15 protein-coding genes are annotated in these 16,098 nt (G+C 55.9%); 2 read left to right on the top strand and 13 right to left on the bottom strand.

Features of this window, described 5'->3' with window-relative positions; all coding sequences use genetic code 11:
- Nucleotides 1-11: 11 nt before the first annotated feature.
- The 3 genes from gabD to glaH are packed head-to-tail and all read right to left on the bottom strand — an operon-like array spanning nucleotide 12 to nucleotide 3,759.
- Nucleotides 12-1,460 (bottom strand): NADP-dependent succinate-semialdehyde dehydrogenase, encoded by a 1,449-nt coding sequence (gene gabD / locus KB892_RS20550; RefSeq protein WP_002889845.1) that lies wholly within the window; start codon nucleotides 1,458-1,460, stop codon nucleotides 12-14.
- A gap of 25 nt (nucleotides 1,461-1,485) precedes the next feature.
- Entirely contained in the window at nucleotides 1,486-2,754 is a 1,269-nt protein-coding gene (gene lhgO, locus KB892_RS20545) for an L-2-hydroxyglutarate oxidase (RefSeq protein ID WP_002889846.1), read from the bottom strand.
- Nucleotides 2,755-2,781: 27 nt separating this feature from the next.
- Nucleotides 2,782-3,759: a glutarate dioxygenase GlaH gene (gene glaH, locus KB892_RS20540; RefSeq protein WP_002889847.1), complete on the bottom strand. Its 978-nt coding sequence runs from the start codon at nucleotides 3,757-3,759 to the stop codon at nucleotides 2,782-2,784.
- A gap of 461 nt (nucleotides 3,760-4,220) precedes the next feature.
- On the opposite strand from glaH, the gene KB892_RS20535 reads away from it, so the two are divergent.
- Together KB892_RS20535 and KB892_RS20530 are read left to right on the top strand one after the other, a co-directional pair.
- Nucleotides 4,221-4,478, top strand: coding sequence for a YjhX family toxin (locus KB892_RS20535; RefSeq protein WP_002889848.1), 258 nt, complete (start codon nucleotides 4,221-4,223; stop codon nucleotides 4,476-4,478).
- Between the two features lie 57 nt (nucleotides 4,479-4,535).
- Complete coding sequence (locus KB892_RS20530; protein ID WP_002889849.1) at nucleotides 4,536-5,285, top strand: SAM-dependent methyltransferase; 750 nt, start codon at nucleotides 4,536-4,538, stop codon at nucleotides 5,283-5,285.
- A gap of 40 nt (nucleotides 5,286-5,325) precedes the next feature.
- Here the strand turns inward: KB892_RS20530 and KB892_RS20525 are convergent, their stop codons facing one another.
- The 10 genes from KB892_RS20525 to KB892_RS20480 all read right to left on the bottom strand — a co-directional run bounded on the left by KB892_RS20525 (nucleotide 5,326) and on the right by KB892_RS20480 (nucleotide 16,098).
- Nucleotides 5,326-5,964, bottom strand: coding sequence for a glutathione S-transferase family protein (locus KB892_RS20525; protein WP_002889850.1), 639 nt, complete (start codon nucleotides 5,962-5,964; stop codon nucleotides 5,326-5,328).
- Between the two features lie 217 nt (nucleotides 5,965-6,181).
- A complete protein-coding gene (locus tag KB892_RS20520) occupies nucleotides 6,182-7,444 on the bottom strand; it encodes a PTS galactitol transporter subunit IIC (protein ID WP_002889852.1) in 1,263 nt (420 codons plus the stop codon).
- 88 nt (nucleotides 7,445-7,532) lie between these two features.
- The gene (locus tag KB892_RS20515) at nucleotides 7,533-8,528 is read right to left on the bottom strand and encodes a 2-hydroxyacid dehydrogenase (protein ID WP_002889854.1); all 996 of its coding nucleotides are present in this window, start codon (nucleotides 8,526-8,528) and stop codon (nucleotides 7,533-7,535) included.
- A 16-nt stretch (nucleotides 8,529-8,544) separates the two neighbouring features.
- Nucleotides 8,545-9,306: an SDR family NAD(P)-dependent oxidoreductase gene (locus KB892_RS20510; protein WP_002889859.1), complete on the bottom strand. Its 762-nt coding sequence runs from the start codon at nucleotides 9,304-9,306 to the stop codon at nucleotides 8,545-8,547.
- Between the two features lie 11 nt (nucleotides 9,307-9,317).
- Entirely contained in the window at nucleotides 9,318-10,856 is a 1,539-nt protein-coding gene (locus tag KB892_RS20505) for an FGGY-family carbohydrate kinase (protein WP_002889863.1), read from the bottom strand.
- Nucleotides 10,857-10,876: 20 nt separating this feature from the next.
- Entirely contained in the window at nucleotides 10,877-11,428 is a 552-nt protein-coding gene (locus KB892_RS20500; protein ID WP_002889866.1) for a glycerol-3-phosphate responsive antiterminator, read from the bottom strand.
- Nucleotides 11,429-11,442: 14 nt separating this feature from the next.
- Entirely contained in the window at nucleotides 11,443-12,234 is a 792-nt protein-coding gene (locus KB892_RS20495; RefSeq protein ID WP_002889868.1) for a class I fructose-bisphosphate aldolase, read from the bottom strand.
- Nucleotides 12,235-12,747: 513 nt separating this feature from the next.
- Nucleotides 12,748-12,957 carry a hypothetical protein gene (locus KB892_RS20490; RefSeq protein WP_004213874.1) on the bottom strand — a complete coding sequence of 70 codons (210 nt, stop codon included), beginning with the start codon at nucleotides 12,955-12,957 and terminating at the stop codon, nucleotides 12,748-12,750.
- Nucleotides 12,958-13,175: 218 nt separating this feature from the next.
- Entirely contained in the window at nucleotides 13,176-14,573 is a 1,398-nt protein-coding gene (gene lpdA / locus KB892_RS20485) for a dihydrolipoyl dehydrogenase (RefSeq protein WP_211778017.1), read from the bottom strand.
- Nucleotides 14,563-16,098, bottom strand: a complete 1,536-nt coding sequence (locus tag KB892_RS20480) for a 2-oxo acid dehydrogenase subunit E2 (protein ID WP_004152032.1) — start codon at nucleotides 16,096-16,098, stop codon at nucleotides 14,563-14,565. Before KB892_RS20480 ends, lpdA begins: the two co-directional genes overlap by 11 nt.

Genomic DNA, 16,098 nt, shown 5'->3' with positions numbered 1-16,098 from the left:
CGTCGCTCCTGTTAAAGGCCAATGCACATATATTTGATTTCTAAGTAATCTTCGATGCCGTACTTCGACCCTTCGCGGCCGAGGCCGGAGGCCTTAACGCCGCCGAACGGCGCGACTTCGGTGGAGATAATGCCGGTATTGATGCCGATGATGCCGTACTCCAGCGCTTCGCCGACGCGGAAGACGCGGCTCAGATCGCGGGCGTAGAAATAGGCGGCGAGACCGAACTCGGTATCGTTGGCCTGGGCAATGACGTCGGCTTCATCTTTAAAGCGGAACAGCGGGGCCAGCGGGCCGAAGGTCTCCTCTTTCGCCACTTTGGCGCTGTCGGGAACGTTGACCAGGATGGTCGGCTGGAAGAAGTTGCCACCCAGGGCGTGCGGTTTGCCGCCGGTGACCACCTTCGCGCCTTTGGCGATGGCATCGGCAATGTGTTCTTCAACTTTGGCCACGGCTTTCTCGTCGATCAGCGGGCCGGTGGTGACGCCGTCCTGCAGGCCGTCGCCAATGCGCAGTTTTTCCACCGCCTGCTGCAGCTTCTCGGCGAAACGGTCATACACCCCGTCCTGGACGTACAGGCGGTTGGCGCAGACGCAGGTCTGCCCGGCGTTGCGGAACTTCGACGCCAGCGCCCCCTCGACGGCTTTATCGAGGTCGGCATCGTCAAAGACGATAAACGGCGCGTTGCCGCCCAGCTCCAGGGAGACTTTTTTGATGTCTTTCGCGCACTGCTCCATCAGCTGGCGGCCAATCTCGGTAGAGCCGGTAAAGGAGAGCTTGCGCACCAGCGGGTTGCTGGTCAGTTCGCCGCCGACCGCGCCGGCGGAGCCGGTGACCACGTTGAACACTCCGGCGGGGATCCCGGCGCGATTCGCCAGTTCGGCCAGCGCCAGCGCGGAAAACGGCGTCTGGCTGGCCGGTTTCAGGACCATGGTGCAGCCGGCGGCCAGCGCCGGGCCCGCTTTGCGGGTGATCATCGCCGCCGGGAAGTTCCACGGCGTGATGGCGGCGGTAACGCCGATGGGCTGCTTAATCACCAGCAGGCGCTTGTCGGCCTGGTGGCCGGGAATGGTGTCGCCGTAGATGCGCTTACCTTCTTCGGCGAACCACTCAATAAAGGAGGCGGCGTAGCTGATTTCGCCTTTGGCTTCCGCCAACGGTTTTCCCTGCTCGAGGGTCATCAGGCGAGCGAGATCGTCCTGATTCTCCATCATAAGATCGAACCAGCGGCGCAGAATGTTCGCCCGCTCTTTGGCGGTCAGGGCGCGCCAGGCGGGTAGGGCGCGATTGGCGGCTTCAATCGCTTCGCGGGTTTCATCGGCGCCCATTTTCGGCACGCTGCCGAGCTGCTCGCCGTTGGCCGGGTTGGTGACCGCAATCACGTCGCCGTTGGGCGCATCGCGCCACTGGCCATCGATCAGCGCCTGCTGGCGAAACAGTGTCATATCGTTGAGTTGCATAATTGCTTCCTGTCTTCAGGGGGGGTTAACGGGTAAAAGCGGCGTGTAGTGTCTCCACGCTACGTGCCGCACGCAGCGTGCGTCCGGGATTGCTCTGGCTGGCCAGCAGGCTCTGCACCTTGCTGACGATATGCGCGCCGATCGGGATAGCGGAGGTGGCCGCTGGCGATGGCGCATTGCAGGTATGTATCGAACGCGCGGTGGTAACGAAGAGAAAATCGTCGATCAGCTTGCCCTGCGGCGACACGGCCTGCGCCCGCACGCCGGCCGGCCACGGGCGTAAATCGCTCAGCGTCAGGCTCGGGCAGTATTTTTGCACCAGCCGCAGATAGCCGCTTCTGCACAGCGAATTCTTCATTTCGCCCAGTCCGGAGCGCAGGTTGTTTTGCAGTACCCGGCGGATGCCGGGCGAGGTGAGGATCTCCAGGGTATCGGCCAGCGAGATATCGCGCTTGCGGTAGCCTTCGCGCTTCAGAGCCAGCACGGCGTTGGGGCCGACGGTGACGCTGCCGTCGATCATGCGGGTCAGGTGGACGCCGAGGAACGGCATCGCCGGATCGGGGATCGGATAGATCAAATGGTTGACGATCTGGTTGTGCTGCGGTGCCAGCTGGAAATACTCGCCGCGGAACGGACAAATGATAAATCCGGGGTCGACGCCGAGCATTTTTACCAGCCGATCGGCCATCAAGCCCGAACAGGCGATCAGCGTCGAGGCCTCATATTCTCCGCCCTGGCGGGTGCGGATCACCACGCCGCTGGCATGTTCTTTCAGGGCGCTGACTTCGGCGTTGTAGACGATCGTTCCGCCTTTCGCTTCGAAGTTCTTCGCCATTGCCGCCGCCACTTCGCGGTAGCTGACGATGCCACTGGAAGGGACGAAGATCCCGCCGAGCCCGGTAATGTTCGGTTCGCGCTCGCGTAGCTCCCCGGCGCTTAGCCACTCGCGCTGCAGGCCATTGGCGGCGGTGCGATCCCACAGGGCGCGCATCCGCTCCATCTCCAGCGGTGAGGTGGCGACCAGCATTTTGCCGCAGACGTCATAGCGGATGCCGTTCTGCTCGCAAAAGGCCTTGGTGGCGCGGTTGCCGGCGAGGCAAAACTGCGCCTTGAGGCTGCCGGGCGTGTAATACACCCCGGCGTGGATCACGCCGCTGTTGTGGCCAGTCTGATGGCAGGCCGGGCCGGCCTCTTTTTCCAGCAGCGCAATGCGGGCGTCCGGGTAAATCTCAATTAACTGCATGGCGGTCGACATGCCGATGATGCCGCCGCCGATAATCACGAAATCATACATCCACTCAATTCCTTCGCCTGAAAACCCTTATTGATGAGTCTGGTAATGATTCGTGGAATACGCAAAGTAGCCGCGCTGGCGCATCAGCTCGCGGCGCAGGTCCGGGTGCGGCGTAAAGCGGTCGCGGCCGTGCAGCCAGAACAGGTTGTTAATGAGCAGAAATTTGCCCACCGGCACCGGTATGGAAAGGATGTTTTTGCTGGTCTCCAGCGCGTCGGAGAGGCGGCTCAGCCAGGTGCCTTCTTCGAAATCTTTCGGCTGGACGAACTGGTCGATATAGCGCATTACCGGGCGGCCCAGCGAATCGACGTCGAACACCGGGTGGAAAACATCCTTGCTGACGTTTTTGCTCGGCGGCGCGGCCCAGCGCATTGGGCGGCGAGCCAGCGGGTCGCGGAAAAATTCGTCGAGATGCTCCCAGTCGTCGAGATGCAGCAGCAGGGAATTGCCGCCCTGCATGTTCTGCTCGTCGATCTTCATCATTAATACGTAGTCGGTTTGCTCTTCGACGTAGGTGCCGTCGTTGTGCAGCTCCATCACCCGGTGCGGTTGGCGCAGGTAGCTGTCTGAGTTATCGACATTTTTCACCACGAAGCGGGCGTAATACTGACCGCTCATGGCGTCGAAGTTGGAACGACCAATCAGGTGGGCGACGGCGGTGGCCAGCTTGACCATCTCCTCGGCCTGGCTGACGTGATCGATCCCTTCGCCGTTGATAAGCAGCGCGCCTTCCGCGCGATCGAGCAATGTTTTGATCAGCAACGGCTGCAGCTGATTGCCACACAGATCGTCGAGGATCTTGCCGACCTGGAAGCGTAAGAAAGATTTGTACTCCAGCGCCTGCACCGGCCACTGCGCGACCTGCTGCAGGAATTGCGTGGTCGTTTCGGCGGAAAAGGTGAGCTCCAGCAGGCGCGGCGACTGGGCGGAAGGGGTGAAAGAAAAGCCAGGGTATTGCTGGGCTACCGGCGCGGGTGTCGGTTTTACTGCGGTCAGGGCGTTCATCAGGATCGTTCCTCGCTGTAAGGTCAGGGTGATGTTCATTTCGTAGCCATAAATTAAAAATATCTACATTTTTATAAAATGCGTACGAAATGGCCTTTTTGTTTCCATTTTGTGATCTGACAACAATTATTTAACAATACGGGAGGGGGGATAAGGTGGTGGTGAAAGTTGCGGAACAGAGCGGGTGGCGGATAGCGCAAAATGGGGATAGGGCCGAGGGAAATCGTAATACCGGTCACAGTTTTTAATCTGCACAATATCCTTACCAGATGAAGGTGTTAATATTCAGCTGGTAAATACCTTTCAATGCTCACTGAGGCTTCGATGCTGGAGAATGTCATTATCAGATAATCAGTTTCCCGACCTGCCCAGGCCGGACTGATTATCGCTGCGCTTAAACCTTACGCACACACCTGCGGGTGTAGGCATGTTTTCGCACATGATAATGAACAGGTTTCAGTATGAATTTATCCCGTCAGGAACAACGGACCTTACACGTTCTCGCCAAAGGTGGCCGTATTGCGCACGTCCGCGATACCTCCGGCCGCATTACCGCCGTTGAATGTTACACCCGCGAAGGGCTGTTGCTGAGCGACTGCACCCTTGCGGTCTTCAAAAAGCTCAAAACCAAAAAGCTGATTAAGTCGGTGAACGGCCAGCCGTACCGGATCAACACGACCGGTTTGAATAACGTTCGCGCGCAAGCGGACAACCGCTGAAATAGCGACCCGGGCAGGGTCGCTGCCCGGGCGTATGGCTCTCAAGGAGAAAACCTCATGATCGATATCCCTCGCATTTTTACCATCAGTGAAAGCGAGCACCGTATCCATAACCCTTTTACCCCGGAAAAGTACGCCACGCTGGGACGGGCGCTGCGAATGGCGCCGGGCACCACCATTCTCGACCTCGGCAGCGGCTCCGGCGAGATGCTCTGTAGCTGGGCGCGCGATCATCAGATCGTCGGCACCGGCGTAGACATGAGCCTGCTGTTCAGTCAGCAGGCGGCCGCCCGGGCAGAGGAGCTCGGGGTAAGCGACCGGGTAACCTTTGTGCACCAGGATGCCAGCGGATATGTCGCCAGCCAGCCGTGCGATGTTGCCGCCTGCGTGGGGGCCACGTGGATCGGCGGCGGGGTGGCAGGCACAATCGAGCTGCTGAAGCAGAGCCTTACCCCAGGCGGCATGTTGCTTATCGGCGAGCCATGGTGGCGCAAACGTCCGGCCACGGCAGAAGAGGCGATTGCCTGCGGCGCGCAGTCACCCGATGACTTCCTGACGCTACCGGCGCTGGTCGCCCACTTTGGCGAACTGGGCTATGACGTGGTGGAGATGGTGCTGGCCGACCAGGAGGGCTGGGATCGTTATGAAGCGGCGAAATGGCTGACAATGCGCCGCTGGCTGGAGGCCAATCCGCACGATGACTTCGCACCGGAGGTTCGCCAGCAGTTGACCACTGCGCCGCTACACCACGTCACCTGGACCCGGGAATATCTCGGCTGGGGCGTGTTTGTCCTGATGGCGCGTTAACCGGTATGTCGGTAGCGTCAGGAGGCGCTACCGACCACCTTCAGACCTTCAGTTCGTCGTAGCTGACCATGACGTGCTGGCGAAAGGCGGGCCGTGAGGTTAGCCGTGCATAATACGCCGCAAGGTGGGGGAGGGGACGACGGGGGATATCGATTGCAAAGTAGCGGTACAGCACATGACCAAACTGGATATCGGCCAGGGTGAACGTATCGCCCACCAGATAGCGACTCCCGGCGAGACGTGCCTCGGCAATCGCCAGCTTTTGCTCCAGGGCCGTCACCGCCGCGGCGATGGCCTGCGGATCCCGCTCGGCGGCAGGCGTGCGCACCACGCGCCAGAACACCGGCGTCGTAAAGCCGAGGGCGATATTCTGCTTTGACCACTCGGCCCAGCGATCAACCTCAGTACGAGCCAGCAGTTCGCCCGGCCAGAAGGCGTCGTCGGCGTAGCGACTGGCTAAATAGCGAAGGATCGCGCCGGTTTCCCACAGCGGCGGATTTTCGTCATCCTGCAGCACTGGTACCGTACGATTGGGATTGAGCTGATAAAACGCCTCGCTGTCGGTACCGCCATAGCGATGCCCCACGTCGAACCGGAGATAGTCCAACCCAAGCTCGCCAACACACCACATCAGCGCCTGCACGTTAGAGGAGGTTTTTCGGCCCCAGATGGTCAGCATCGGGATCTCCAGAGAACAGGGAAAGAAGGAGCATAGCAGGTTGGGTTGAAAACGGGAGGGGGTACAAAAGAAATGAGCCACCTCGCCGCGCAGGGGGCGGACGCGCTGGTCAGATGTTCAAACCAGGGGCGTAGCTGAGCCAGCTATTCAGTGCACAGTATAAGAGGAAGAAGCAGAGGGCAGCAGTTTGCCCTCTGTTTACTTGAGTGGTCTTGTACTAATGTGTGGCGCTAAAAAACTCGCCAAATTTGACGGCCAGCCAGCCGACAGGCGTCGTGGCGCCGCCGACGATATTGGTGATCTCGGCCATCCCTTCCGGCACCGGAATATGCGAGTTCACCGCCGCCTGAGTGTATTCTTGCGAAATGTCCGTCCCGACATACAGGATGCAGGTCACGATCAGGGTTCCGGTTATGAACATGCGGAACATATTTCGTTTACAGAACGGCGTGACCATTGCCAGCAGGAACATTAAGGAAGCCAGATCGACAAAGGGCAGTACGCGGTTGCCGGGCAGAATGATAGACAGCACCACAGCCATAGGGATTAACAGCAGACCGGTCGCCAGTACCGAAGGTTCACCGATCAGTAACGCCGTATCCATCCCGATGTAAAAATCGCGCCCCGGGAATTTAGCCTTCAGTTTTGCTTCAGCGGCATCACGGACAATCAACAATCCCTGCACCAGAATTTCAATCATTTTAGGCAGCAGCAGCATGGCGGCTGAAACCTTAATGGCCAGTGAAACGGCCGCGGAAACGTCATATCCCGCCAGGAAGGCCAACAGCAGTCCCAGTACGAACCCCAGAGTAAGAGGCTCGCCAAAAACGCCGAATTTTTTATTAATACTTTCCGGATCGAAATTGATTTTATTGATAAGCGGGGTCTTTTCAATGATGTAATTACAGGCAATGCCAAACGGCACGTAAGCTATACAGGTAAGATGGGGGAATGATATCCCTTTAAGATTATAGTTTTTTTGTAAATACGGCGCCGTTAAATCTGCCGCCAATAGCGTCAACACAAAAATAGCGAATGTAATACCGACCGAAAGCCAGTAATTTCCCGTTCCGGCATAGACCACAGACCCCATGATCAGGAAAATCCAGTAGTTAAAAATATCGATATTCACCGTTTTGGTTAATTTCAACAGAAGCATGGCCAGGTTGATGACGATAAAGCCCACCACGACGGGCAGCATCAGCGGCGAACCCCAGCCAATGGTCGATGCGGTAGGCCAACCGGTATCAACGACCGTTAACTGCAGGCCGATACGCTCAACCATCGCCTGCGATGCCGGGCCCAGGTTTGTCAGCAGCAGGCCAATCACCAGCCCCACCCCTTCAAAACCAATGCCTACCAGCATCCCTGCTTTAAATGCCGTACCGATTTTAACGCCAAAGCAAAGCGCGATAATAAAGAATATTACTGGCATCATTACTGATGCCCCCAGACTAATAATGCTGTTGATAATATCCATAATGATTCCTTAAAAGGCGGGCGAATTGGGCACGAGTAAACCCGTGCCCATTGGGCCCTGTTAATACCTTTAATGGTTCTTTTAATATTTAACTGAGTTTCTTTAAAAGGATCTCAGCGAAGAGTTTGGGCGAATTACTGAATGCGTCAATGGTACTCCCGGCAATATGCGGCGTAATGGTCACGTTATTCAGAGTATAGAATGCACTGTCGTCTGGAAGCGGCTCGTCATCAAAGGTATCAAGCGCGGCGCCCATGATTTGCCCGGATCTGAGCGCATCAATCATCTCTTTTTCATTGATTAACCCGGAGCGTGCCGTGTTAACAATGATGGCACTGCGCTTCATAAGCGCGAAATGGTGTGCGTTAATCAGATTTTCGGTTTCCGGCGTCAGGCGAGCATGTAACGAGATAACGTCGGCGCGTTGTACCAGTTCGTCCAGAGAATCGACTTTCTCATAACGTTCATGGCCTGCAACGTACTTATCGTAAAAGATAATCTCCGTGCCAAAGCCGCTGAGAAATCCCGCGACCAGTTGGGCAATATGACCGAGGCCAACCAGCCCCACGACTTTTCCGCCAAGCTCCGGGATCGCCTGATGGTTCGGACTGTCTTTACGCCAGTATTTGTCACGCAGGGCATCGTGTGAACGGGCGATATTGCGCATTTCCGCCAGGATCATGCCGACCGTGAATTCGGCGACGCTGCGAGCGTTACGCCCCGGGGTGTTCATCACCTCAACGCCCCGGGCGTTCGCCACCTGAAGATTCACGTTTTCCACGCCACCGCGGAGCACGCCTACATATTTCAGCTTTGGTAGTTTATCGAACACCGCAGTATTGACCGGGGCAAACTGAGTGATCAGGATGTCAATATCATCCGTTCCCTGAAGCAGCGCTTCCGGTAAGGCCACGGCTTCTGCTCCTTCCTGTTCAACCCGCAGATTATCTTCCTGAAGTTTCTCAACGGAGTCATGTGACCACTCGCGTACTTCTACTTCAATCCCGTTATCCCTGAGCGCTTTCAGTCCTGATTCCATCATCGCTGCATTGATAAACAGATCGGCAATTGCCAGACATTTCATAATGATTCTCCCTAGATTAACGCATCAACATACCGCCGGTAACGTCCAGAGTTGCTCCCGTCATATAGCTGGTCTTAGGAGAAACCATGAAGACACCGATGTCGGCAATTTCTTGCGGCTGGGCCACGCGGCCCACCGGAATACGACTGACGTAAGAGTCAGGGTTTTGCTCAATGTTCTTACGGATCATCGCAGTATCCATGATCCCGACGGCGATATTGTTCACATTGATTTTTTGTTTGGCGACTTCCCGCGCCAGTGAGATAGCAAAGGCGACCAGGCCGGCCTTACTTGCCGCGTAGTGCGCATGTCCTGTCGTGGAGCCGTGGAACGCAGCCTGCGAGGTAATATTCAGAATGCTGCCCATCTGGTCATGCTGCAGGCAGTGATTTACAAACAGCTGGCTGAGATGGAAGATGGCTTTCAGATTGACATTCATCACCAGATCCCAGTCCTGCGGGCTGATCTCGGTGACGTAGCCGCTCAGCCAGATCCCGGCGTTATTCACCAGAATGTCGGCTTTGCCCAGTCTGTCGATACAGGTGGCAAACAGATTTTCCCGGCTCTGCTCGTCAGAGAGATCGGTTTTGACCGCGATGATCTCTACGTTCGCGCTGGTCTTCACCGTTTCGATCAGCCGTTCGGGATGCTCTTCCTCACGCATATAGGTAAAGCAGATATTGACGCCTTCTTTGGCGAGAGAAAGAACAAACTCTCTCCCCAGGCCGGTTGCGCCGCCTGTCACGATGGCCGTACGATTCGTTAAATTCAGATCCATTTTTTCCTCACTTAGTGCGCGATGTAGTTACTGCAGCTTTTCCACGGCGACTGCATTTCTGATAACAGGTTTTTATAAAGCTGGTATTTGGTCTGGTAGACCCGGTGGTTTTCCGGATTAGGGGAGACGGTGCGTGAGACATGGACCATATCGTTTGAGGCAGCAAATACCTCCGCAAACCAGCCCACCATAACGGCGGCGGTCATCGCGGTACCCAAGGTCCCGTGCTCTTTGACGTCAACGATTTCCAGCGTGGCCTGGAAGATATCGGCGAATATCTGCAGCCAGACCGGGGAGTTCGTGACGCCGCCAGCAATACGAATAGTGTGGCTTAGCTTCGGGTTAATATTGCGTAAGCGCTCGGTGTGGTAGAGATGGCTGAAGGCCACGCCCTCATAAATCGCCCGCAGAAAATGGGCTTTTTTATGGAAGCTGTTGACACCGATAAAGCCGGCCGAGGCATCGGGAATGGTGTTAGAGCCAAACACGAACGGAAAGAACAGCAGGTGGCTTTCATCCGGCGTCGTTGATGAAACCAGCTTATTACACAGGTCATAGACCGACGATCCTTGTTCGGCGGAGGTTTTCCGATCGCTCTCCATAAAGTTGTTAATAAACCACTCCAGGTTGCTCGCGGAGGTGGGGCTGGCCTCGGTGATGAGCCATTTACCTTCAATGGGATAAATGGAGGTCATAAACAGATCTTTATCAATAACCGGGTGGTCGGTAACGTATTCGTTTATGCTCCAGGTGCCGGTGACGATCGCCATCTTATCGAGACTGTTAATCCCCGAGGCAATGGAAGAGGCCGAGATATCAAACACCCCGCCAGAAACCGGCGTACCTGCGCATAAACCGGTCAGACGGGCCACGTCGTCAGTGATTTTTCCGCAGCATTCTGTTGAGCGTTTGATGGGGGGCAATTTGTCCCGCAGTTCATCAAGTTCCCACCATGCCAGTAGTTCATCGTCATACTTGCAGTCACGTACGTTGATCAGGTTGGTCCCTGAGATATCGGTCAGCTCAAGAAAAGCCTCTCCGGTCAGGTAAAAACGGATCAGGTCCTTGACCATAAAAATATAACGCGCTTTTTGCAGCGTCTCGGGCTCGAAATCCTTCAGCCATGCCAGCAGGGCGACAGGTTGTCCGGCCCAGATGGACTGCATCGTTTTTGGCAAAATGTCGGTAAGGAATTCTGGTGAGCGTTGCCATCTCTCAACGTACTCTTTTGCCCGGCTATCGGTGGATATAATGCCGTTACGCACCGGGTGACCTTCTTCGTCGACCAGATACAGACCGTTACCATGACCGGTGACGGCCACTCCTTTTATCTGGCTGGCGTCGATACCTGATTGCTCAATCGCTTTTTTAATCACTTCGACATTCGCGGCCCACAGCTCATCGATACTGCGCTCTGTGTGGAATTCCCGGGGTGTCAGCATCTGCGTGGATTTTGAGGCGATGGCGAGCACCTGTCCTTTACGGTCATAGATGGCTGCCTTGGTGACGGTTCCACCATTGTCGATGCCCATGACGTATTCATCTTTCATTCGCGTGGACTCCTTATTGGTTACCATAAGCCGGGCTCGCTGGTGGTTATCCCTTTAAATCCGGCATGGAATATTTTATCTACAAGGTATTTGCGCTTAACAAAGCCTCCGGCGATGAATACCACATCAAAGCCTTTCAAATTTCGGCTAATCAACTCCAGACACTGGCAGGCATATTCAGCAGGTAAGATTTCAATTGCGTCCGGTGGACTGTGTTTAACAATATCGAGCGACTGATCAAGCGATCGCGAATCGATAAGTAAAACCCGATATACGGTCAGCAATCCCTCTTTTTTGGCGTAGCGTAGCGCGGAGAGATTGGAAGAAATAACACCATCAACCTTGTAATAATTTTTCAGCAGATTGATCCCCGCCTGATCCGGTTTAAAGCCGCCCAGTAATTCAAGGTGAACGAGGACCTTCTTACCGCTTTGATGGCATTTGCCAATCAGCGACTGCAGATTGCCGATATTCGCTTCGGATAGCAGCACATATTCTGACTGGCAGGATAATGCTTTCTCAAAGTATTTATACTTCCTGATGGAAGGGATGATGGTGTTATTTGAAATCATATTAATTTCCGATGTTATTTAGCCATGTAGAGGCTGTATGCATCTTCCGCTGTTGCGTTTTCATGGATGATGGCATTCAGACCTGCTACCACTTTCGCCGGCTGCGGATCCTGGGTAATGTTTCGTCCCACAGCCACGCCTTTCGCACCCATCTGCATACAGTGCTGAACAAATTTGAAGTAACCGTCGATGCCGGTTTTTGGCCCTCCTAAGGCAAGCACCGGCACGCCAGCAGCTTCAACGATCAGTCGGTCCTCTGGTGAACCGGTAAAACGCGTTTTGATGACGTCCGCGCCCAGCTCCACCGCTGCGCGGGCCGATGCAGCGATGATGGCCGGATTGTTAGAGTCATCGCTGGTGACGGGATAACCATACGGGAGCGATTCGACAATCAGCGGTACATTCCAGCGATCCGCTGCCTGTGCGAGTTGCATCGCCATAATGTGGGTTTTTTCTTCATTGAAGGCGCCGGGGAAGGTCATGCAGACCACGCCCTCGGCAGCGACTTTAAGCGCATCTTCGACGGAAAAAACGGGGGTAGTATCGGGAACGGTATTGTCAAAGATACTGACCGTGCTGTCGACGCGTAACACAACGGGAACGCTGTTCAATGCTTCCCGATAATTCTTCAACATGCCGTACGTGACGAGCGCGCAATCCAGGCCGTGTTCCACCAGAGCAGGGAGCTGATTTATCGTATTATCAATACCATTTGTTTTCGTGGAAAAATAGTAGCCATCCAGCGCTAAGGTCACGGATTTACCGTCTTTTGCGAATATTCTTGAGAGACGACGTTCTTTAGACATTTATTTACTCCTGAGATAAAAAAACAAAAAAAGCCCTCAGAGACTCGCGTCTCTGAGGGCTTTCTGTTCACATACCCTTTTGATAATGGTTCAGGGATCCAAAGCATTATCAATGCAATTTTTTAGCAAAGTGAGAAAGGTTTAACTTTTGTTTAAATTAAATCTGTTCTCTTGCGTGATTAAATAACTAACACACGCGATAACTTATTGTCCAGTTGGTATCGTTGAAATGAGAGATTCATCACATCAATATGTTGTATTACCTGAGAAGTTCTGGGTTAAATACAGAAACCGACCCCTTAAAAACTAGGCAATAACGCATCCGGACAAGGGGAGAACGCCAGGCGTTTATTTCATCCGCATGAAGAACGCATCCATGCATGCTCCAGCCTTCAGGTCGTCATCCCCAAACGCGCATTTATTCCTGTCCGGATGGCGTACGAAAACGCTATAGCAATGTTGTCGGCATGGCGGTCTGTCCCCGGGATGATTTCCTCCAGCCGCCCGGGCAAATTACTCGTCCGCTTTGTGCGCCCAGGCAGGCATCGCCGTCAGGTAACGTTTTGCCCGTTTCCGTGATTCCGCTACGCCCACCTTTTGCCAGGCGTCGAGAAAAGCCGCCAGACCGGATACGGCCTCTTCCCAGGATTTCAAATTACCGTCGCTGTCGCTGCAATACGCGCAATATTTATCGCTGGCCCCTTGCGCATCGGGTGCGGACATCGGCATTCCGCAGGCCTGGCAAAACCTTTCGTGCTGTGTCATAGAGCGCTCCTCCTGTCGTTTGGTTGTCTACTAAACATACAGAATTTACGCATGGCGCTTAGCGTTTCAGATCAATAGATCCTGCCGTAACCGTTGTTGTGGATCTTCTGCCGGGGAGTGCGGGAGGGATAACGGGAACTTACTCCGTATCGCGCAGCTATCGCCTCCCTTATTTTTTATTGATGCAACGGTTGGTCGCAGCCCGCGAGGATTGACTCATGCATCGCTTCGGAAAGTGTCGGATGCGCAAAGATCATCGACAGGAGGCTTTCGTCTGTGGCCTCCAGGTGACGGGCGATGCCAAAGCCCTGGATCTGTTCCGTGACCTGTGCGCCAACCATATGCGCGCCCAGCAACTCGCCGGTTTCAGCATCGAAAATCGTCTTCACAAAACCCTCTGTCTCGCCGCTGGCCAGCGCCTTACCATTGCTCTGATAAGAGAACTTACCGATCCTGATGGGCCGTCCCCTTGCCAGGGCCGTCGATTCCGTCAGGCCCAGACTGGCAACCTGGGGCCGGGCATAAGTGCAACCAGGCACATAGTCGCGATCGAGAGGGTGGGCGCCTTCGACACCGGCCAGGGTCTCAACGCAGAGCACGCCTTCGTGGCTGGCCTTGTGCGCCAGACACGGCGGGCCGGCTACATCGCCGATGGCATAAAGCCCAAATACGTTAGTGCGACAAGCCGCGTCCGTCTTGATAAAACCGCGGTCTAACTCAACGCCCAGCGTTTCCAGCCCCAGATCTTCAATATTCGGCTGTACGCCGACCGCCAGCAGCACACGTTCGACATCCTCAGAATATTCGCCGCCGGTGTTGTTTAGTGTGCAGCGCACCCCGGTATCGGTGAGCTGTACTTGCGTCACCAGGGTCTGGGTATGGATCTGAATACCGCGTTTTTCGAATGACTTACGCACTGCTGCAGACACCTCGGCATCTTCCACTGGCAAAATCTGCGACGCTAGCTCGACCAGCGTCACTTTACAGCCCAGATCGTTATAAAGGCTGGCGAACTCGACGCCAATCGCCCCTGAACCGATGATTAAGAGCGACTTGGGTAAAAGCTTAGGCCGCAGCGCCTCGAAATAGGTCCAGATATGTTCGCCATCTGGCGCTATGCCTGGCAATGCGCGTGGTCGGGCGCCGGTTGCCAGGATCACGTGATCGGCCCGGTAATCGCGCGCCTCCCCTCGGGCATCCTCGACCGTGATTTGCCCCTTGCCGCGCAGCCGCGCGGTGCCATCAATCACCCTCACGCCATTTTTCTTCAACAGGTACGCAACCCCAGCGGTGAGCTGTTGCGATACGGTACGGCTAAACTGCACCAGTTTCTGCAGATCGACGTTCACCTCGCCCACGCTGATGCCCAGCTGACTGGCATGGGTGATAGTGTGCGCAACCTCAGCGCCATGCAGCAGCGCCTTGGTTGGAATGCATCCCCAGTTCAGGCAGATGCCGCCCAGATGTTGTTTTTCCACTAATACGGTACGAAGCCCTAGCTGGCCGGCACGGATGGCGGCAACGTATCCCCCAGGACCCCCGCCGATGATCAGCACATCGTATTTATCGTGCATAGCTCGTCTCCTGGATAAACATCAAGGTCGGGGTTTCAATCAGTCGCTTGAGTTCCCGGAGAAAAGCCGCACCTGCCGCGCCATCGATGACCCGGTGATCGCAGGATAGCGATACCGTCATTTGCTGTCGCGCGACGATTTGCCCGTCGCGTACTACCGCCCGGACCTCGCCGGCGCCAATGGCGAGGATTGCGCTTTGCGGTGGATTGATGATGGCGTCAAACTGCCGGACGCCGAGCATCCCCAGATTTGACAGGCTAAAGGTCCCGCCCTGGAACTCTTCCGGCTTCAGCGTGCCCGCTTTGGCTCTGGTCACCAGCGAGTGAATTTCGTTCGATATGTCGCTAATCGATTTCCGGTTCGCCGAGCGAACAATAGGGGTAATTAGCCCGGCAGGCAGCGCAACGGCCACCGAAATGTCGGCATCCGTAAAGCGGCGGATACTTTGTGCCGCTTCATCAAACTGGATATTGACGTCAGGCACGGCCACCAGCGCCAGGGCGCAGGCCTTCACCAGCAGGTCATTCACCGAAATCTTGACGCCGGGTACTTCGCGGTTAATGTCCTGACGTAACGCTAACAGTCGCTCCAGATCGAGATCGACGCTCAAACGGAAATGGGGAGACTGTTGCTTGGACGTTTGCAGGCGAGAAGCGATAGCCCGCCGCATACCGGACATCGGGATGCTCTCAAAGGGGGCCGGGGCACTCTCCTGCACAGGACTGGTCTGCGGGTGCTCGTCGAGTAACAACGCCGCGGCCAGCACATCATCGCGACTTACCCGACCGCGTGAACCGCTGCTTCGGCAGTCATGCAAGTTGATACCCAGTTTGCCGGCCAGGCGGCGCGCCAGCGGGGTGGCCGATACCTGGCTGTCATCGGCATGCGAGCGGGGCGCTTTGCTGCGACGAACGGGGGGCGTCGGAGAGGCCAGGCGACCGCCGGCGGCAACGATCGCGCTTTCCAGATCAGAAACAGAGATACGATCCCCGCGCCCGCTGCCGCGGACTTTTTTCAGGTCGACACCCCAGCGGGCAGACAGTCGTAACGCATGGGGCGTGGCATTAACCTGAGTCACATCGGTCACACCTTGCAGACTGACGGGGATGACGGTCTGCCCAACAGGGGGCTCGGGGCTGTTGGATGGCGGCGAAACAACGGAAGCTGGCTTAGCGCCTGCCTGTGCCGCTACGTCCGGCGCGGCAGCCTCCGGGCCTGGGGCTGCGGGTTTCGCCGTCGCCAGGCGGGCAACAAATTCGTCCAGTTCAGCATCGCTGACCGACGCGTCAGCCGCCAGGGCCAGCACGGCGCCTACCTGAAGCGTCTCACCCTCGCGGGCGAGTATCCGACGTAACGTACCGGCAAAGGGGGCCTCCAGCACATTGACGATTTTACTGGTTTCAATCTCACATATTTCCTGCCCTCTGGTGAAATCGTCACCCTCCTGGATTGCCCATCGAGCGAGCAAGCCTTCCTCCATGGAAAGCCCCCACTTTGGCATTTCAAGCGTCTTGATTTCGCTCAT

The sequence above is a fragment of the Klebsiella sp. P1927 genome (assembly GCF_018204675.1).
GTDB classification, from domain to species: Bacteria; Pseudomonadota; Gammaproteobacteria; order Enterobacterales; family Enterobacteriaceae; genus Klebsiella; species Klebsiella pneumoniae.
Note: the sequence above shows the minus strand (reverse complement) of the source record. Positions and strands in the feature narration are given on the sequence as shown.